Below are 19,695 nucleotides of genomic sequence, written 5' to 3'. Positions count from 1 at the left end.
TGCCAGCGTTGCGTCACTGACCCGCAGGCGGCCGCCCGAACCAGGCGTCAAGCGCCGCGACCTGACGCTTGACCTCGTCTTCGTTGTCCGGGGTGCCGGCACCGGCGACCACCGTTTGGACGGCCGCCACCGGCGCCAGCGCCGCGGCCGCACCGGTGCGGTGATACGCCGCGTAGGCATTGTAGACCTGCCGCATCAGGGCCGGAAAGACGTAGCGTTCGGACATCGGCATCGCGTTGAACTGGGCCAACAGCTGGGTGAAGGCCGCCGCGTCTTGGGCCGCAATCACCGTGGCAAAGCTCTGCTGCAACAGCTCCTGCTGGGCGGGAATGCTGGTGCTGCCCTGTCCCAGCCACGTGTTGTTTTGCACCGTGTAGAGGTAGCGGGTCACCATCCGCAGCAGCGTCTTGATGTCTAAGATCTGCAGGATGTTGTGCAAAAGCGCGACGTCGTTGGCGAACCAGGTGTCCATCGCGTCGAGGTAGGCGACCAGCTCGGCCGAGGCCGCGTTGGGCTGCGCGATGTCCTTGCCGTTTTCCAGGTAGATCGCCAAGGCGTCGGCGACCAGGCCGCTCAGCCGCTCGTTGGGGTAGCCGTACTTGGCGAACAGCTCCCGGCACAGCGCCGCCGCCTGGTGCAGCGGCGCGGGGTCTTGCGCCACCCAGCCGGCGTTGAGCAGGCTGTTGACTTTGGCGGTCAGCTTGCCGGCGTCGCGGCCGTTGAGTCCGTTGTAAAGCATCGCCCATTCCGGCAGCGAGATGTTCAGGCGCTTGGTCAGCTCGTACAAGTTAGTCGAGGCGGTGTCGATGCCGCCGTCCTCGAACCGCGCGTAGTTGGACCGCGACATCAGGCCGGTGTACATCCACTTGGCCGGGTAGCCGCGCTTTTGGCGAATCTGCCGCACGGCCGGACCGATTTTGATTTCCATTGTCTCCCCTCCATTCGCCTTAACGTTACGGGGCGACCGGCGGCTTGTCAATCGCCATCGCGTGGCTCACGCGCCGCGGCCGCGGCCGGCCGCCGCCAACTTGGCACCGCTGTCAAAACGGGTATAATGGAATTCAGATTCTTGCAAAGAAGGTAATCTCAATGACCACACTCAATTGGGGCATCATCGGGCTGGGCGGCATCGCCCGGCAGTTCGTCACCACCGCCAAGGCCAACGTCTGGGGCGTCGCCACCGGCCACGACCCGGCCCGGGCCCGGGCCTTCGCCGCCGAGTACGGCATCCCCCACGCCTACGCCAGCCTCGCCGCGATGTGCGACGACCCGGCGATCGACGTCATCTACGTCGCCAACACCCACAACTTCCACTACCCGGACATCAAAACGGCGCTGACCGCCGGCAAGCACGTGCTGGCGGAAAAAGCGATCACGCTCAACGCAACCCAGCTGGCCGAGCTGATCGCCCTGGCCGCCTCCCGCCACCTGATTTTGATGGAGGCGCAGACCACCTACCACCTGCCGCTGTACCCGGCGCTGGCCGCGTTTCGCGAGGCCCATCACGTCGGCCGGCTCAAGGCGATCCAGGCCTCGATTGGCGAGCGGGTGCCGGTCGACATGTACGGCCGCTTCTACGACCCCAAGCTGGCCGGCGGGGCGCTTTTGGACATGGGCATCTACCCGCTGAGCCTGATTCGTGCCTTGATGACCGCCACCCCCGAGCTCACCGCGTCGCAGGTGGAAATGAGTGCCACCGGCGTCGACCTGGACGAGTCGTTCCTGCTGAACAACGCTAACCGCGAGCAGGCCAGCTTTCACGCGACGCTGCTGGCGCGGCTGCCCAACCGCGCGATTGCGACCTACGAGAACGGCTACTTCCTGTTCAACGACGCCAACCGCACGGATTCCGCGACCTACTACCCGCTGGCCGGCGAGCCCGAGGTGATTCAGGCCGGCGATGCCAAGCTGGCCATGGCCTACGAGGTCCAGGACATGCAACACGCCGTCGCCACCGGTGAGAACCCGACCTTGGCTTGGACGGTCGATACGATGGCCATCATGACCGCCGCCCGGAAGGCCTGGGGGCTGCGCTACCCGGCCGAGGCCTGACCGGTCACCGAACGCGACGGCAACAGTTTCGGCAATAGAAAAACGGCAGTGGTCTGCGCGAGAAGCGCAGGTCACTGCCGTTTTAGTTTAGGGGTCGAACTTGAATCGTGAAGCGGATGGCTCAGCGACGCTGCTTGCGCTTGAGGCCGAAGAAGCCCATCAGCGCGAGCATGGCGGCACCCAGTGCGGCGATGCCGGTTTGAATCATCGTGCCGGTTTGCGGCAGGTCGCCGGACTGCTTGGTCGCCGCAGCGGCCTTGCCAGTCTTGGCGGTCGGTGCCTGCTTGCCGGTCGCGGTGGTGGCCGTCGGCTGACCGTCGTCGGTCGTCGCAGCGGTGGCCGTTGACTGGCCGTCGTCGGTCGTCGCAGTGGTGTCCGTTGACTGGCCGTCGTCGGTCGTCGCAGTGGTGTCCGTTGACTGGCCGTCGTCGGTGGTGGCGGCGCTGCCGGTGGTCTCACCGTTGTCGGTGGTTTCACCGTTATCGGTGGTCTCACCGTCGTCGGCCTTGCCAGCGGCTGCGGCCTGGGCCGCCTTCTTCGCGTCACTGACCTTGGCGCCAAGCGCCTTCAGGTTGGTGACCTGGGTGTAGGCAGCCTGGTAAGCCGTGGCGTAGGCCGCGGATTGGGCGGTGAGGTCGGCTTGCGCCTTGCCGGTCGCCGCATCGGCGAAGCCGGCGGTGCGGCCGGCCTTGGCGTCGGCAGCCTTGGTCGCGGCGTTAGCAGCGGCTGCGGCCTGGGCCTTCACCGCGGCGGCCTTCAGGTACTGACCGAAGTCGTAGGCCTTCTTGGCCAGGGTGTAGGCGCCGGTGTAGGCAGCCTGGTAGGCGTCACTTTGCGCCGTCACATCGGCTGCGGCGACGCCCTTGGCGCCGTCTGCGAAGCCGGCCTTTTGACCGGTGGCGGCGTCTGCGGCGGCCGTGGTCGCCGTCACGTCAGGATCTGCGGTGGTCGCCGCGGCAACCAGGTCGTAGCCTGCGGCGTAACCGGCTTGGTAGCCGGCGCTTTGGGCCGTGACGTCGGTCTTGGCGCCGTCACCGGCGTCCTGGAAGCCGGCGAGTTCACCGGCGGCAAAATCGGCCTGGTAGGTCGCCAGCGCTTCGGCGTAGGCGGCCTCGTAGCCGTCGCGGTAAGCCTGAGACTGGTCGCTGTTGTCGGCCGGATCTGCAGCCTTGGCGCCATCGGCAGCCCCGGCGGCAGCCCCTGCTGCCTGTGCTTCGGCCAGCGCATCGGCGTCGGCCTTAACCCCGGCCTGGTAGCCGGCCTGGTAGCCAGCCACGTAAGCCGCGGTTTCACCGTCGTCGGTGCCGGCCGGTTCACCGGCGGCGTAATCCGCCGCCCCGGCGGTCTGACCCAGCGCAAAGTCTGAATCGTAGGCCGCCTTGGCCTTGGCGTAAGCCGCGGCGTAGGCCGTCTGGTAAGCCTGAGACTGCGCGGTCACATCCGCGCTGGCCTCACCGGCCGCCCCGGCCGCCTGACCGGCCGCTTCGCCGGCGGCGGCGTCGTCAAGCGCCTGACGGGCAGCGGCGAAGCTCCCCGTCTTCTTCTCGGCGGCATAGGCCGCTTCGTAAGCCTCGCGGTAAGCCAGGCTTGCGGTGGCCGGGTTGGTCTCATACGCGCCGGCTTTGGCGTCGGCCGTGCCGGCTGCGGTGCCGGCCGCGGCGTCTTCGACCGCGGCGTAGCTTTGAGCGTAGAGATAGGCGTAGGCGCTGTTTTCCGGCAGCGTCTGCGCCTTGCCGGCTTCGGCGTCGGCCTTACCCGCCGCCGCCGCGGCTTCCGCATCCTTAGCGGCGCTTGCGTACATGCTGGTGTAGATTGCGGCCTTGTCGCCAACGTCGCCGCTGCGATCGCCGAGTCCCAGCGCCAGGTCTGCCTGAAGCACCTGGCTGACCTTGCTTGGATCCAGGCTGCCGGCCGCCTTGGCGGTGGCGACGTAGGCGTCGCGCATCCCCAGCCAGTAGGCGTAGGTCTTGCTTGCATCCTCGAAAATCGCGTTGCGCAGCTGCTCGCCGCTGCCTACCAGCTCCTCACCGGCTTTTTGGCCGGCTTGGTACTCGGCGCTGTAGGCCGCCTTCCCATCGCTGAAGCCGGTGGTGTAAGTCCGAACGTAGGCGTCGGACTTAGCGGCAAGCGACTGAGTGTCGCTGCCGTTGTAGCCATCGGCAAAGCCGTCGTTGTAGCCGCTTTGCTCCAGGTAATCCTTCTCGGTCGCCTTGCGCAGCACCGCGTAAAGCGCCGTGTCGGTGGTCGGCAGGAAGTGGTTGACGTCCACGGTTTTACCGTAGCCATCCTCCCAATGGTCCAGGACGTAGCCGTTGTCGGCCACGACGCCTGGCACCAGGGCGGCGGTCAGCACTTCGTCGGCCGCGATGGTCTGGCTCACCGGCTGATCCTTGCCGGTTGCGCCGGCAAGCTGGCCGTGATACGTGCCGTCTTCATCCGCCGCCACGTAGAAGTTCAGGGCGAGGGCATGTGCCTCGGCCTCCTTCAGCGTGAGGGTCGTCTCGAGGTTCATGAAAAACGCGACGTTCGGCGTCAAGCCCGGCATGTGCAGCGCCATGTACTGGTAGGTCAGCGTGGTCGGGACCCCGCTGCCTTGGTACTCGGCCACGCCGCGGTCATCGAGCAACCAGTTGTTGTCGCTGATGCGGTAGTAAGCCGAGTCGCTGTTGCCGGTCAAGGCCGCCAGATCGACGTACCAGTGGCCGTTGACCTGGTACATGCCGGCGTCGACGGTTTGCCCGTAGCCGGTCAGTTCGGGCCCGGCCCCACCCTTGATTGCCGTGGCCAGGGCCAAAGACGAGTTGACGTCGTAATGCGTCAGGTGGTTGTTATCGGTGGTGACGATCATCAGCTTCGGTGAGTGGCTGAAGTCAACGCTGGTCAGCTGGTTGTCGTTGAGCGTTGCCACCTGCAGCTCCGGATCGTTGCTCAGGTCGATCGTGGTCAGCTGGTTGCCATCCAGGTCGACCTCGCCCAGCTCCGGCCGGTTCGACAGGTCCCAGTCCCCGCTCAACAGGTTGTTGGAGGCATTCAGGATCCGCAGGTTCGGCGCCTGCAGGTCCAGCTCGCTCAGCTGGTTGTCGAACACATCCAGCTCCAGCAGGTTGGTCAGGTTGCCGATGGCCAGCTCGCTCAGCTGGTTTTCGGCCACATCCAACAGCTGTAGGTTGGTCAGGTTCGCCACATCCAGGCTCGCAATCTGGTTCTTGCGCAGATCCAACTTTTGCAGATTCGGCTGGCCGGACAGATCCAGCGCCTTGAGCTTCGCGTCGGAGACCCGCAGGATGCTCAGCTTGCCGCTGTCACCCAGCTTGAGGTCGCTGGTGTTGGTACCCATCAGGGTCAGGCTCTCAAGGTTCGGCGCGGCGGAAAAGTCGAGCTTGCCGTCGTTGCCGATCTCCACGTCGTTGAGGTACACGGACTCCAGGTCGTGCAGCGCCGAGTAGTCGAAGCTGGTCAGGTTGTCGAAGTTGTAAAATCCGACGGTTTTGAGCTTGCTGTCGGCCGGCAGGGTGAGCTGCGTCAGCCACTGGTTGTCGACCGACTTTTGGCCGCCGCCCTCGTTAGGCACGTATGTGGAGCCGCTCAGGGACAGGGTCTCAAGCTCGGGTACCGCGGAGAAGTCAAGCGCCGTCACCTGGCTGTTGGTCTGGTTGAGCACCTTGAGGGCGGTCAGGCCGTTGTCCTTCAAGGTGGCCAGCATCGGCACCTCGTCGTAGTTGACCACCAAGGCGGTCAACGAGGACACCGGCTTGAGGCCGGCCAGCGAATCAAGCGGCATCCCGCTGACATCCACGGTGTCCAGCTTGGTGAACACCTCCAGGCCGGTCAGGTCGTGAACATTGGCTTCCAGCGCATAGCTGGCGTGTTGCAGCGTCTGCCACTGCAGCATCGACGGCGTCAGCGACTGGCCGTCCCAGTTGGCCGTTTCGGCGTTGGGCAGGTTGTCCATCTCAACGGCCGCGTTGGCGCAGCTGATCAGCAAGGCGCGAAGCCCGGCATCCGGAAAATGCGCCGCATCGATCGGCACGTTTTGGGTCGCCGGCACCGTTTCGGCGCTGGTATCCGCATGAACCGTGGCGTTGGGCGTGGTGGCGACGACCGTACCCACGGTCAACGCCCCCAGCACGGCCGCGCTGTAAAGCAGCCGTTTGGAATTAGTTTTCTTCATTCTTAGTCCCCCATTTGCGTAGCATCGCCCAGGCGCTGGCCAAAGCCACCGTGAGGCCGACAATGGTCAGGCTGAGCAGCAGCTGCTCGCCGGTTTGCGGCAGTAAGCCCCGCAGCCCGGTTTTGCCCGTCGTGGCGGCACTGGCAGCCTTGCCGGTGGCGCTGTTGCGGGTCCAGCTGGCGGCCTGCTTGCCGGCTTGGTTGCCGGCCTGCATGTTCCAGCCGCTGGCCTGCTTGATCTTGCTGCCGGTCATCGGCGCCGCCTTGCCCCAATCGGCCGCGGTCTTGCTGGTGCCCTTGTGCGGCTTGTCGGCGTCTGTGGCGCCGTCGTCCGTTGCCGGCGTCGTGGTGTCGTCGCCGGGTTCGGTGACGTCGTCGTCGCCCGTTGCTGGCGTCGTCGCGTCGTCACCAGGTTCGGTGGCGTCGTTGTCGCCGGTTGCAGGCGTCGTCGCGTCGTCACCGGGTTCGGTGGTGTCGTTGTCGCCCGTTGCAGGCGTCGTGGTGTCGCCACCAGGTTCGGTGGTGTCGTCGTCGGTCGGCAGGGTCACCGTCACGGTTTGGGCCGCGCTGGTGTTGCCGGCGTCGTCTGCGACCCGCACCTCGAAGGTGGTGTCTTCGCTGACCTTCAGCGGCTTGTCGTACTGTTGCCAGGTCTTGCCGCCATCGGTGCTGTACTGCAGGTGCGTGATGGCTGCCACGTCTGCACTCAGCTTGCGATCGTAGCCCAGCGTCAGGGTGATGGCGCCGTCCGCGTAATCGCTCAGCGTTGCGGTTGCCTCGGCCGTCACCGTCCGGGCAACGTTGGTGACGCTGTAGGTCGTCACCGCGGATTCGTTACCGTACTTGTCGACCGCCTTGAACTGAACGTCGCCGTTCACGCCTTTGACGACGCCGTTGGTGTAGTCGGTCCAGGTCTTGCCGTCATCCAGGCTGAAGCGAATCTGCTCGCCCTTGGCCTGCGTCGCGGTGACCAGCACCGGCTTGTTGCCAAGCTCCGTGCTTGAAGCCTTGGCAACCGGTGCGTCCGGTGCCTCAGTCGCGTGGTGAATCAGGATGGTTTTGCGTGTCGCGTTGCCCATGTTATCGTACAGGGTCAGCCGCACGGTGCGTTGCGCCTGGCCGCTCAGGTCGATGTCTTGGCTGAACTTGTAGTCCGCCGCGTCGCTGAACTCGGCCAAAACAGTCCCGTCGTAATCGGACCGGTAAGCCTCGTCCGAATCGATGTACAGCTGGTAGCCGGTCAGGTCATCGCCTGCGGTGCCGGCCAAAGTCCAGGTGTCTTTGTTGGTCCAGACTTCCAGATCGACGTTGTCTTTTTGGGAAACCTGCCAAGTGTCTTCATCGTCCATGGTGATCGTCGGGAACACCGCGTCCATCTCGAAGCCGAAGCTCCCGGTGACGGTGGCGCCGGTGGCCTTGTTGAAGTACGAGTAGCCAACCACGCGGGAATCGGACCCCTTCACGTGCAGGTCGTAGGTGAAGCGGCCGTTGCCGTTGCCGTCGTCGGTGATCGTCGGCTGGTTGGCCGGGTCATCCGGATCCGTGCTGTTGCCGAAGATGCGGAAGTCCTCGATGTAGTTGGTGGCGATGCCGCCGGTCACCTTGTAGATACCGGTGTCGACGTCGTAACCGTTTTGGGCCGCGCGAGAGGCGGTCAGCAGGGCCACACCGTTGGTCGTCACGTTATCGAAGGTGACGGTGGCGCCGCCGAGCTGGTGAACCAAAATGGCGTCGGTCGAGCCGGCGACCTTTTGACCGTCGGCGTCCTTCGCGTAGGCCGCCGCGGTGAACAGGTCATCGCCTGGGTAGCCCATCGCCACGCCGGTCAGCTTGGCGAAGCGTTCCTCGTCGGTCAGATCGCCGAAGTCCATCTTCGCCATCTCATCGAAGTCCGGCAGCATCGAGAAGGTGCCGCTGAAGGTACGCTTGGTGGTGTCGTACTTCCACTCGATCGAGGCGCCGCCGCCTTGCGAGGCGAGGATGGCCGGGTAGAATGACCCGGCAACGCCGGCGGTATCCCCGTCGCCTTCCAGGTGACCGGTCAGGCGGATGCCCTGCTCGGCGTTTTGAATCATGTAAACCGGCATGCCGGAGTACGTGGTCCAGCTGCCGCCGGTTTTGTCGAAGGTGGCCAAAGGCAGCACCGAGAAGCCGAAGTTCATCTTCTTGATCACACGCTGGTTGTTGGCGTCAAGCGCGAAGACCAGCTGGGTGGTGCCGGACAACAGCTTGATGTGGGCCACAAAGTTGCCGTCCTCATCGACCTTGACCGGCTGCCCGTTGATGTAGAAGTCGCGGTCGAAGTTGCCGTAAAAAGCGTAGGTGCCGGACTTTTCGTCGTAGTAAGGCGTCGAGGTGCTGGTTTCGACCTCGTCGGCGTAGACGTTGTACATCACCGGTGCCGCGCCGGTTTCGCCGGCCTTGGCTTCCTTGGCGTAGCTCACCTTGGCCGTGCCTTCGTTACCGGCGTTGTCGTCGAGGTACAGCGTCAGCTCGTTTTTGCCCGTTTGGAACTGCTGGGCGAACTCGCTGGCAAGCGTGATGTCAAAGGACTTGTCCTTCAGCAACGCGGTGGCCTTGCTGTTCTTGTCGACGTAATCCTGCAGCGAGACGGTGCTGTCCAGGTGGTAGGTCGAAGACACCCGCTGGCCGCCGTTCAGGTCAACCTGCAGGGCGGTGAAGTTGCTGACCCCACTGGTGGCGTCGGTCAGCCGGCCGGTTAAGTGGTAACCGTCGGCCTTTTTGGTCACCTTGAGGTCCTGGAACTTCGGCGCAACGCTGTCGACCTTCACCGGCAGCTTGATGGTCTCGGAAGTCGTATCCTGGCCATCGACCGTCGCGTCCAGGCGGTAGTAGTACTGGCCGTCCGGCACCAGCTCGTCTTGGCCGGTGGTGCCGTTGTACACCGTGCCGTCGAAGGCGGCAAGCGTCGGATCCTTGGTCACCTGGTACCACCATTCGCTACCGTCATCCGCAACAAAGTGCCGGATGCCGGCGTACTCGGTGTTCAGCTTGCGAATCTGCTTGCCGTCGGCGTCTTCAATCGAGGCCACCAGGGTCTTGACGTTGCGGTTGGTCATCACGATGGCCTCGGCGTTGTCCTTGAAGCCGTCCCCGTTCGGCGAGATCGCCGACTTGTTGCGGTCGATGAAGTCGACGTAGCGCGGCAATTCGCTCTTGTCCTCGGTGGCGGTGCTCAACGAGGTGTAATCCTCCGAGCTCAGGTCAAGCCCCAGCACGTTGTTGTTGGTGTCTTGCAGGAAGTTGTAGCCGAACTTGGAATCGGCATCGCCGCCCAGACCGTCGAACACGCTGTGGCCATCGAGGTGACCCCAGTCGCCGTAGAAGGCGAGGTAAGGCATCACAAGGCTTGGGGCGTCTTCGCTTTGGCTGGTGAAGCCGACGAACCCTTCGGCGAACTGGCTGGCGGCAAAATCATCCGGCAGGCTCAACGTCAGCGTGACGGTGGTTGTCTCACCCGCCGCCACGGTGATCGTGTCCTTGTCGGCCGTGATGCTGGCGCCGTCGATCTTGGTGTCGTAGTTGATGCTTTGATCGTCCAGGGCCTTGGTGTAAACCCCGTTGTAGTCGTTGAACTGGTAGGTCGCAGCCGACTTGCCGTGGTTGGTCAAGGTGACGTCAAAGGACTTCTTGCGCGAGTCGATCGACTTCAGCGACGCGGCACCTTGGCCGTTGTAATCCAGAGTCACCGTGTTTTGGATGGCGGAGGCGATGCGTACTTCGCCGGCGCCTTGCAGGCGTGGCGAGTACGGGGCGCTGTCGTGCTTGGCGTCGGTCATCGGCACCGCCGTGTTTTGAAGCGACAGCTTGACGGCGTTGACCAGGTCAAGCCCGGTCAAGTCGGTGTTGCCCTTCATCGCCTCAAGCACCAAGGCGGCGCTGCCGGCGACCATCGGCGTGGCCATCGAGGTCCCGCTCATTTCCTGATACTGGTTGTCGTTCATCAACGACCAGATGCGGCCGCCCGGTGCCGTCACATCCGGCTTGGCACTCAAGTCGGTGTTGTAGCCCCAGGTGGAGAAGGTCGACATCGTGTTGGCCGAGGCACTCGGCACATTGTCGCCCTTGATGGCGCTGAAGGAGAAGGTCGCAGTCGGATTGTCCTTGGCCGCGGCCAGCACCTTAGCGGCCCATGGCTGGTTGAAGAACAGCGTCGGGATGGCCGAGCCGTCGGTGATGGTGGCCCGAATGTCGTCATCCGCGTTGTTCAAAATGATGAGGCCACGGGCCCCGGCATCCTCGGCGTTTTGCATTTTCTCGGTGAAATTGTTGATCCCGCGGGACACCACGGCGATCTTACCGCTCACGTCAACGCCTTCAAAGTCGCTGGCAAAGCCGCGACCAGGCATTCCGGTGGCCACCGGATCGATGGCGGCACCGGTGGCATCCGTGGTGGTCTTGTCCGGCAACAGCACCAGCTAGCCGGCCGGGAACACGCCTTGCAGCGCCTTGGTGACGCTGTCGCTGCCTTGAATGCTCAGGTCGGGCAGTACGGTCTTGCCATCCACCAGCATGTCGGCGGTGGCGCCGTTGTGCGTCGAGTTTTCGCTTGAGGCCACGGTGATCGCGTTGGCGGCACTGGCCGGCGAGGACATCAGGCCGGTATCCGGACTGGTGTCGGTCGAGATGTCTTGCGTAACGCCTTGGCCCAGCCAGTCGGCGACCCCGTCGTTCCCGGCGGCGATCACCGGCACGACGCCGGCTTCGGCGGCCCGGTTGACGGCCGCAACCTCGGCGTTGGCCGTGGTTGCGGTGTCATCGGACGAGCCCAAAGACATGTTGATGACATCGGCACCGAGCTTGACGGCGTCTTCGATGGCCTGAATCGTCATATCGGTGGTCGGCCCGTCCTGGCCGGCGTTGGCGAAGATCTTCAGGTTCAGCAGCTGGGCCTCCGGTGCGACCCCTTGGATGCTGGTCACGCCGTCCGGGTCCTCCCCGTTGGCGCCGATGATGCCGGCCACGTGCATCCCGTGGTCGACGCCGTCGTCGGCCACCAGCTGGGTGTCGTTGCCGTTACCGTAGTTATGCGCGAAAGGCACCTTGGCGCTTTCGTAGGTCCCGTAGCCCATGGCCTTGCTGTACTTGACGGAGTCGGCCTTGCTGATTTTGGCCTTGGATTCGTCGCTCAGGCGCAGGTCCTTGTGGTTGGCGTCGATCCCGGAATCGATGACCGCGACAACCATCCCCGTGCCATCCACGCCGTAGTTGGCCCAGGCCGTCGACGCTTGCACGGTGTCGTTGGCCGTGGCGTCTTGTTGCGCTACCACGTCGGCGACCTGAACGGCCTTAACGCCCTTGATGGCCTGAATCTTGGCGATGTCTTGGACCTTGGCATCGATGGAAAAACCGTTCAGCAGGTAGCCGAATTCCTGGGCCACCTTGTGTCCGGTCAGCTTTTCAACCTTGCCCTGCACGGTATCTTGCTTAGCCAACACGCGGTTTTCCGCCTTGTCGGCCTTCTTGAAGCTCTGCCGCTCGTTGTCGTTGGCCGCCAAGGCACCATCGCCTGCCAGCTCGACAATGACGCGAACCGTCTTCTTCTCGGTTGCCTCCAAAGACAGCTTCTTTGGATTGGCCCCCTTGGCCTTCAGCTGCGCGGCAATCCGCGTCAGGCTGGCCTTCTTCAGTACACTGGCCGTCGTCTCATCCGCGGCGTGGAGCTTTGCGGTCGCGGCCTTGGCATCCTTAGTCGTGGCCGTCTTTTGCGTTGTCGCCTGAGTCGTCACCTGTGCCGGCGCCGTCTTGGCTGCGGAAACGAGCGCTGGCGCATCAAACGCCAGGTTCGCCGCACCGCCCAACAGCAGCGTGGAGCACAAAAAGATGCCGGTCAGGCGGTTGAGGGTCGTGCTATTCGTCTTATTCAACCCCTAATCCTCCCTAATCTCGGGTCTGCACACGCAGATCCCGTTGTTGCGGCCGCCAAGCAGTCGCTAATAATTGCGGTAGCCGAAGCGCCACGGCCCTACCCGTGGCGCTTCGCCGAACTGGTTTGGTAACTCACCCACCTTTGGAATGGCTGCATAAGCCGGAAGTATGACCGGATTATACGATGAGAAAACAATGAGTTCAACCGGGTAAAAATAACGGATAACGCCCGGAATCACGGTGTCGTTGCCATAATCTTCTAATCAAAATGGTCGACGTCGCCTTTTCCCCTTCCCTGGCCCGGCCGGTAGCCAGATGGTGGCAGAGCGGTGGCTGGTCCAAGTTGACATAACAAAAAGTTGCCTTACTCAATTAAATAACGCATTTCGATATATTTCAATTATGTGTCGAACCGGTGCTTTCGCGGGTCCCGCCCCGTCCCACGCGATTGCGGCGCATCAATGGCGGCGCATTCAATCACAACCGTCGGCGCATGGTGGCCGCGGCCGGTTATTCTCATTTAATTACCATCAATTATGAGATGACAGTGTGAATATTTCTGGTATAATAATGCCAGCAAAGGAGGCGACGACATGAATGACGCACAACCACCGCGCGGCGACGCGACCCCTTGGCGTCTCACCGGCACTGCGCCGATCGACCGGGCGGCCCTGGGTCGCATGGCCGACGACGCCCGGGGCGGCCATGCCGTCTGCCGCCTGATTCTCGCGGCCACCCACCTCGAGCACCTGATCGACGACCTGACGGACCTGGCCGAACCGCTGGCGCTGGCGGTGGTCATGCCGACCGTCAGCCAGCATGCCTTCACCAACTTCTTGGCGCTGACGGCCAAGGTGCAGGCCGCCGGGGCAACCGCGGTCACGCTCACCGCCCACAACACCGGCGGCCGCTACCGCCAGCACCTCGCGGCTAACCCGCCCCAGGCCGCCAACCTCGCCGGCCTGACCGCCGCCGGGCTCACCCTGTGCGACACCGCGCAGCCGCTCAAAACCCAGCTTTTGAGCATCCGCTACCCGGCGGCGACCTTCACCATCACCGCCACCGCCAGCCTGTTCTCCGACCGCGTCGCCCAAGCCAGCGACCTGAACGTGCTGACCTGTACCCCGACGGCCAGCAGCACCCTGGCGCCGTGGCTTGCGACCCTGGCCGCCAACAGCACCCCGGTGGCCGTCGCCGAACCCGCCACGACGCCCGGCATCGTCACCGCCAGCATGCGCCAGGCCCTGTGGCGGCGCTACAAGCCCGACCGCGTGACGGAAGGCGTCTTGATCGGCGGCACCCGCTACACCGTTTTCGAGTACGACGACCTGGAGCTGACCATCTACGACGCACTGACCGCACCGGTGACCTGCCACGCGTTCCTGCACCGCCGCCCGGCCGCGATTCTGGCCCGGGCCCAAAAGCTCGGCCGCATCGCCCGGCTCTACCGCGTCCCGACCTCCAACGATCACCTGATCACCACCCAGGCGGCGCTGACCAAGCTGGCCGGCCGGCTCTTCCACCCGGCCAACCGGCGGCGGCCGACTGATTCACCACAGCAAATAACTTGACACCTGCATCAGTTTTCGCTTAAGCTAGGAATAACGAACGGCATATGCAAAAACGGTTGGGCGCAAGCTTCAAGAACCGCTTCCCTGGGGAGGGAGGCCTTGAAGCCTGCGCCTTTTTGCCGTCTTCTCGTGCCGCCGGCCGCCGGGGATGGCCGCGGTCCAACGCGTCGGGCTGCGGTCTGCTCGGGTTGGCCACTTTGGACTGCGGTCTGCTCGGGTTGGGCCGCGGTCTGCTCGGGTTGGGCCGCGGCCGTGCCACGCGTCGCCGGCGGGTTACCCGTGAAACACCCGCGGCCGCCGCCCCACCCGCATCGCCTTCGGCCTGGCACCACCGCACCACCGTCATTTGCGCCCCGCCATCATAGGAGGAACCCCATGTCAGACTTTTACCACCAGCACAAACAAGACGTCTTGGCCGCCCAACGCACCGACCGCACCCGCGGCCTGACCGCCCAAGAGGCCGCAAGCCGCCTGCAAACCGGCGGTCCCAACGCCCTGCCGACCCCACCGGCGCCAAGCGCCTGGCGCCAGTTCGCCGCCAGCCTCAAGGAGCCCTTGGTGATCATTTTGTTCGTCGCCGTCGCGCTGGCGCTGGGCAGCGCGGCTTACGACTTCACGGTCACCGGCGATTCGGCCCACGGCATGGCCGCCGTTTACGAGGCCGTCGCGATTCTGCTGCTGATCGCGGTCAACGCCGGGCTCGGCTTTTGGCAGGCGCAGCAGGCCGAAAAATCCCTGGCCGCCTTGAAAACCATGAACGACCACCACGCCACGGTGCTGCGCGACGGCGAATGGGCCCAAGTGCCGGCCGAAACGCTGGTGCCGGGCGACATTGTGACGGTCAAAACCGGCGACTTCATCGAGGCCGACCTGCGCTTTTTGCACTGCGCGGAACTGGCCGTCAACGAGTCCCACCTGACCGGCGAGGCCGAGCCGATTCTCAAGCAGACCCACGCGCTTGACGGCGACGTCTCCTTGGGCGACCGCACCAACATGGGCTACTCCGGCTCGATGGTCACCGGCGGCAACGGCCTGGGCGTGGTGGTCGCCACCGGCCGCGACACCGAACTCGGCCGCATCGCCAAGCTGCTGACCCAGGTCACCACCAAAAAAACGCCGATCGAACGCACCATCGCCGCCTTGACCCGCAAGCTGATGGCCGTCGCCTTGGCCGTCGTGGTCGCGACTTTGGGGCTGGAGCTCGCCAAGGCCTACCTGGCCTCTGGCAGCCTGTCCTTTGCCGCCATCGCCGAGTCCCTGTCGACCGCCATCGCCCTGGCCGTCGCCGCCATCCCCGACGCCTTGCCGGCCGTCTTGTCGATCGTCTTGACCATCGGTGCGACCATGCTGGCCAAAAACCGTGGCCTGATCAAGTCGCTGAACGCGGTTGAAACGCTCGGCGCCACCTCGTTCATCGCCTCGGACAAAACCGGCACCCTGACCCAAAACCAGATGACCGTCACCCGCTTTTGGGCCAACGGTGCGACCTACACCGTCGAAGGCAGCGGCCTCGACCCGGTCGGCGAGATCCTGCCGGTCGGCGGCGCGACTGGGCTGGCGACCGCAACCGCAGCCGCGGCGGCCAACGCCTCGGCAACCGGCAACGCAAGCCCGACCGCGACTGCCGCAGGAACCGGCGCAGCACCGGGCGGTGCGGCCGCTCCTGAAGCGCTGACGGCCACCGCGCCAACCGCCGCGACCGACCCGGCGGCCGCCTACCGCCGCTTCGCTCTCGCCAGCGTTTTGAACAACGAGGCCGCGATCACCGAGGACGACGACGGGCGAAAGGCCCCTTACGGCAACCCGACCGACGTCGCGCTGGTCGTGATGGGGCACAAGGCCGGCATCGACCGCGACCGGCTTTTGGCCAAGAACAACGACCTGGACATCGAAATCGTGCGGGTGCTACCCTTCGACTCGACGCGCAAAATGATGAGCGTGGTGATTAAGGACGGCGCCGGCTACCAGGTGCTGACCAAGGGGGCACCGGACGTGATCCTCGCGCATACCGATGCGGTGACGCTGGACGGCGAGCTCGTGCCAGTGGCCACGGCCCGGCCAATCGTTGAAAATCAGGTGTTGGCCTTCGCCGAGGACGCGCTTCGCACCATCGCCGTCACGCTGCGCGACATCGACCGCGAGCTGGCCTTTCACGGCACGACCGCCGAGCTTGAGGAACACTTGACGCTGCTCGGCGTGGCCGGCATCATCGACCCGCCGCGGCCGGAGGTGCGGCAAAGCGTGGCCGAGCTGCAGGCCGCCGGCGTCGCCGTGGTGATGATCACCGGCGACCACGCGGTGACCGCCCGGGCGATCGCCGTGAAGCTCGGCATTGTGAAGGACAAAACAGCCCGGGTCGTGACCGGCCAGCAGCTCGCCGCGATGAGCGACGACGACCTCTACCGCCTGGCGCCGGCCATCCGCGTTTACGCCCGGGTGTCGCCGGAACACAAGCAGCGCATCGTCACCGCGCTGCAGCGCCACCAGGAGGTCGTCGCGATGACCGGCGACGGCATCAACGACGCCCCCGCCCTTCGCGCCGCCGACATCGGCATCGCCATGGGCATCAACGGCACCGAGGTGACCAAGGACGCCGCCGACCTGATTTTGCTGGACGACAAGTTCACCACCATCGAAAACTCGGTGCGAGCCGGCCGGACCATTTTCGGCAACATTCAAAACTTCATGCGCCACGAGCTGACCACCAACGTCGCCGAGGTGCTGGCGCTGCTGTTCGGAGTGCTTTTGATGACCCACCCGGTCGGCGCCGTCGCCGCCACCACGCCGACCTTGACCGCCTTGATGGTGCTGTGGGTGAACATGGTCTCCGACGCCTTGCCGAGCTTCGCCTTGGGCTACGATGTGCCGGAAGCCGACTTGATGCAGCGGCCGCCGCGCGACGTTCACGCCTCGATTCTGGAAGGCATGCTCGGCCGCATTTTCCTTCGCGGCATCGTGATGGGCGGCCTGGTTTACCTGGCCTTCCTCTGGGCGGCCAGCCACGGGGCGACCGCCGCGGAGGCGCAGACGCTGGCCTTCTTGACCCTGGTGTTCGGCCAACTGTGGCACGTGTTCGACGCCCGCAGCCAAAAAACGCTTTTCCGCCGCAACCCCTTCGCCAACGGCAAGCTGCTCTTGGCGGTCGGCTTCGCCGCGGCGGCCAGCCTGCTGGTGACGCTCCTGCCGTTCTTCAACGCGGTGATGGGGACGGCGCCGTTGTCCGGCTGGGCCTACGCCGCCGTGATCATCCTGCCGGCCCTGCCGACCTTCGCCCTGTCCGGGCTCAAGGAGCTGTGGTGGCGGCTTCGCCCGACGCCACCGGCCCCGAACGCCCCGGCCGCCGAGGACTGAGCCCAACGCAAACACGCGCCGCAGCCCTCAATTCAAGGGTCGCGGCGCGTGTTCGCGTCTGCTCGGTGTTTGTTTCAACGAGAAAATGGGGCGAGTCGCCGGCCGCTTCGCGAAGGGCTCACCGCGAGGCCGCCCCGGCCGCTCAGCTCAGCAAAACCAGCGCCAGTAGCCCGAAGGCGATCACCAGCGCCAGGCCGAGGGCCACCGTGCCGGCCCGGGCTCGGCGCGGCGTCCGGTCGGCCTGGACCAGCGGGTGGTCGGCGGTGTAGCCGACCGGCTTGGGGCGGTAGCTCGTGCGAACCGCACGGTGCGGCCGAACCAATCGCAGCACCAGCAGCCCAAGCAGCGCGATGGCGGCCCCTAATAGCAGCCCGATGGCCGCCGGATGCGCCGCCGCGGTCCCGGTGCCGCCGTCTTTGGTAACGCGGGTCAGGCCGCGCCAGTCGACCCCTGTCGCCAGGTAGGTGATGAAATCGATCACCGGCCGAATGGCGACGACCAGCACCGCGACCCCGCCGGCCAGCCTCTTGGCCGCCTTGGTCTGCTTACCGCCGGGCTTTTGTCCCTGATTGTTCAGCATAACCACCCCACCTTTCCGTTCGTCCCCATTATCGCGTAAGCGCTGACATTTGGCAATGCCGCACCGCGGCCAATCGCCCCCGCCGCGACGCGGAGGCAGCCTTAGGCGCGGTCGCGATCTTTGCGCGGCTTGGCGAACTGCGGCGCGGTTTCTGGCGCGGCGAACAGGCAAAAGACCGCGGCCGCGGCCAGTAAGCCGCCGCAGACCAGCATCGCCGCGTTGACGCCCCAGGCGCTGGTCAACACCGGCAGCAGGAACGTGCCGGCAGCCGCCCCGATGCGACTGAGGGTCACCACCATGCCGACCCCGGTGCCGCGAACGCGCGAGTCGAAGAGCTCCGACGTGTAGGGGTAATCGAGCACCAGCCCGGCCGACAGCACCACGGCAAACCCGGCGAAAATGGCGAGGGCCACCACCGGCGGCGCCTGCCGCCAGCCGACCAACACGCCCAAGGCGGCCGCGGCCAGCGCAAAGTCGCCGATCAAAAACCACCGCCGGCTAACGCGGTTGAACACCACGGTTCCCAGCAAAACCCCGACCAGCATCGCGCCGACGTACAGGTTTTGGGCAAAGGATCCGGCGCCGAAGCCGAGCTCCCCGACTAAAAGCGGCAAGAACAGGCTGATGCCAAAAAAGGTGAAGGACTGCGCCGCGTAAAAAGCGCCGCCGACCGCCGTCGCCCGGCGGTAGGGTTTGTGAAACACCGCGGTCCAAGGCAGCGGCTCGCTGACGGTTCGCTTGAGGCTGCGCTGCTTGCGCGACAGCCCCCACTGCCGCCCGAGGTGGCGGCGAATCACCCGCGTGGCCGCCTGGGGCCGCCCCTGGTTGACCAGCCAGCTCGGCGACGTCGGCAGCTTCGCGAGGTTGCGGAAAACGGCGGTGATCAGCGCCGGTACCACCGGCGACACCATCATCAGCCGCCAGTTCCACGCCCCAAAGCCGGAGATGAAGGTGGCGGCGAAGCTGGCGGCAATGAAGCCGAGCGTCCAGTAAATCACCAGGTGGCTCTGCAGCCGGCCGCTGTCCTTGAACGGCAGCCACTCGATCAAAAGCGTGTTGCCGGCCGTGTAGTCGACGGCAATCATCAGCCCGGCCAGGACGCGAAAGACCAGCGTCCAGCCCAGTTGGACCGTCACCAGCTGGCCCAAGGACACCAGCGCCAGCCCCCACATGTTGGCCAAAAGCAGGCGCCGCCGCCCGACGCGATCCGCAAGCTTGCCAACCAGCAGGCTGCCGGCCAGCCCGATCAGCGTCCCGGCCCCGATCAGGCCGACCCAAGCGCTGCTCAGGTTCAGCTGCCGTTGGGCCACGGAAATGGCGGTGCCGCTGATCTGAATCGCGTAACCGCTGGTGAACTGGCCCAGGATGATGGCCAGATAGATGCGCAGGTGAACCCAAGACAGCGGGGCTCGCTTGTAAAACTTGGGTTCCTGCGGCGTTTCGAGGTTCGTGGTTTTTTCGTGATTAATTAGATCAAGACTCCCTTATTGAGTAGAAAAATCTAATGCAATAGTTACTATCTTATCGTAAGTGGTCCCGATTGTCCAATCAGCCGGCGTGATTAGCGGTTGTCAATCCCCCGGGTTGTGGCCTACAATTCTAGTGACAACGCACCGCTCGGTCACGGTCGCCACCGCGGCGATCGAACCGCGGTGCCTTCAGACGAGGTGAGCTCATGAATGTTTTCCGTGCCCTGAAACTGCTCCAGATCGAACACCAGCCGCTCAACCACCAGCAAGTCGTCATCACCGACCCCAGCGGCAAGCCCGATGCGGCCCTGACCGATCTCCTGGCCGACTGCCTGAGCAAAATCGACATTTTCGCGGATCTGACCAGCGTCGACTCGGTCGCCGACATCATCGACGACCTGCACCTGCTGACGCCGTTGCCTTACGACGTCTTGGAGGAGTACCAAAAAATCCTCGAGCAGCCGATCGAATCGGTCAACCTCGCCCTGCACAAGGGCCTGGTCGAGCTGGTTTACCAGCCGCTGGTCTGAGCCCAATTCAAAACGCCGGTTCCCGTCTTCGACGACAGGAACCGGCGTTATTTTGGTGTGGTTAGGATTTGAACACGTGGCCG

The 19,695-nt window shown here is 64.8% G+C and carries 10 protein-coding genes; 4 read left to right on the top strand and 6 right to left on the bottom strand.

Annotated features, from left to right (window positions below):
• Window positions 1-13: 13 nt before the first annotated feature.
• Window positions 14-928, bottom strand: coding sequence for a hypothetical protein (locus ACYVRZ_RS07815; protein WP_461226068.1), 915 nt, complete (start codon window positions 926-928; stop codon window positions 14-16).
• A gap of 161 nt (window positions 929-1,089) precedes the next feature.
• On the opposite strand from ACYVRZ_RS07815, the gene ACYVRZ_RS07810 reads away from it, so the two are divergent.
• Window positions 1,090-2,052: a Gfo/Idh/MocA family protein gene (locus ACYVRZ_RS07810; protein ID WP_461226067.1), complete on the top strand. Its 963-nt coding sequence runs from the start codon at window positions 1,090-1,092 to the stop codon at window positions 2,050-2,052.
• Window positions 2,053-2,173: 121 nt separating this feature from the next.
• Here ACYVRZ_RS07810 and ACYVRZ_RS07805 read toward each other — a convergent pair whose 3' ends face one another.
• From ACYVRZ_RS07805 to ACYVRZ_RS07795, 3 genes are read right to left on the bottom strand one after another with little or no spacing between them, the layout of a single operon-like run.
• Window positions 2,174-6,223, bottom strand: coding sequence for a leucine-rich repeat domain-containing protein (locus ACYVRZ_RS07805; protein WP_461226066.1), 4,050 nt, complete (start codon window positions 6,221-6,223; stop codon window positions 2,174-2,176).
• Window positions 6,210-10,652, bottom strand: a complete 4,443-nt coding sequence (locus ACYVRZ_RS07800) for an Fn3-like domain-containing protein (RefSeq protein WP_461226065.1) — start codon at window positions 10,650-10,652, stop codon at window positions 6,210-6,212. Before ACYVRZ_RS07800 ends, ACYVRZ_RS07805 begins: the two co-directional genes overlap by 14 nt.
• 9 nt (window positions 10,653-10,661) lie before the next feature.
• On the bottom strand, window positions 10,662-12,110 hold the full coding sequence (locus ACYVRZ_RS07795) for a S8 family serine peptidase (RefSeq protein WP_461226064.1): 1,449 nt from the start codon (window positions 12,108-12,110) through the stop codon (window positions 10,662-10,664).
• A 594-nt stretch (window positions 12,111-12,704) separates the two neighbouring features.
• On the opposite strand from ACYVRZ_RS07795, the gene ACYVRZ_RS07790 reads away from it, so the two are divergent.
• Window positions 12,705-13,682, top strand: a complete 978-nt coding sequence (locus ACYVRZ_RS07790) for a hypothetical protein (RefSeq protein WP_461226063.1) — start codon at window positions 12,705-12,707, stop codon at window positions 13,680-13,682.
• Window positions 13,683-14,057: 375 nt separating this feature from the next.
• Window positions 14,058-17,033: a cation-translocating P-type ATPase gene (locus ACYVRZ_RS07785; RefSeq protein ID WP_461226062.1), complete on the top strand. Its 2,976-nt coding sequence runs from the start codon at window positions 14,058-14,060 to the stop codon at window positions 17,031-17,033.
• A gap of 142 nt (window positions 17,034-17,175) precedes the next feature.
• On the opposite strand, the gene ACYVRZ_RS07780 is transcribed toward ACYVRZ_RS07785, so the two are convergent.
• Both ACYVRZ_RS07780 and ACYVRZ_RS07775 read right to left on the bottom strand, forming a co-directional pair.
• Window positions 17,176-17,613: a hypothetical protein gene (locus ACYVRZ_RS07780; RefSeq protein WP_461226061.1), complete on the bottom strand. Its 438-nt coding sequence runs from the start codon at window positions 17,611-17,613 to the stop codon at window positions 17,176-17,178.
• A 101-nt stretch (window positions 17,614-17,714) separates the two neighbouring features.
• Complete coding sequence (locus ACYVRZ_RS07775) at window positions 17,715-19,082, bottom strand: MFS transporter (RefSeq protein WP_461226138.1); 1,368 nt, start codon at window positions 19,080-19,082, stop codon at window positions 17,715-17,717.
• Window positions 19,083-19,288: 206 nt separating this feature from the next.
• Between ACYVRZ_RS07775 and ACYVRZ_RS07770 the strand changes: the two genes are divergently transcribed.
• Entirely contained in the window at window positions 19,289-19,612 is a 324-nt protein-coding gene (locus tag ACYVRZ_RS07770) for a hypothetical protein (protein WP_262315295.1), read from the top strand.
• Window positions 19,613-19,695: the final 83 nt, after the last annotated feature.

This window comes from Lacticaseibacillus suihuaensis, from assembly GCF_054785075.1.
The sequence above is the reverse complement of the archived record's forward strand: the minus strand, read 5'-3'. Positions and strand labels throughout refer to the sequence as shown.

Coding starts and splice junctions, on each gene's coding strand:
- ACYVRZ_RS07805 (WP_461226066.1), bottom strand. CDS start 6,223: ATGAAGAAAACTAATTCCAAACGGCTGCTTTACAGCGCGGCCGTGCTG.
- ACYVRZ_RS07810 (WP_461226067.1), top strand. CDS start 1,090: ATGACCACACTCAATTGGGGCATCATCGGGCTGGGCGGCATCGCCCGG.
- ACYVRZ_RS07770 (WP_262315295.1), top strand. CDS start 19,289: ATGAATGTTTTCCGTGCCCTGAAACTGCTCCAGATCGAACACCAGCCG.
- ACYVRZ_RS07780 (WP_461226061.1), bottom strand. CDS start 17,613: ATGCTGAACAATCAGGGACAAAAGCCCGGCGGTAAGCAGACCAAGGCG.
- ACYVRZ_RS07785 (WP_461226062.1), top strand. CDS start 14,058: ATGTCAGACTTTTACCACCAGCACAAACAAGACGTCTTGGCCGCCCAA.
- ACYVRZ_RS07790 (WP_461226063.1), top strand. CDS start 12,705: ATGAATGACGCACAACCACCGCGCGGCGACGCGACCCCTTGGCGTCTC.
- ACYVRZ_RS07815 (WP_461226068.1), bottom strand. CDS start 928: ATGGAAATCAAAATCGGTCCGGCCGTGCGGCAGATTCGCCAAAAGCGC.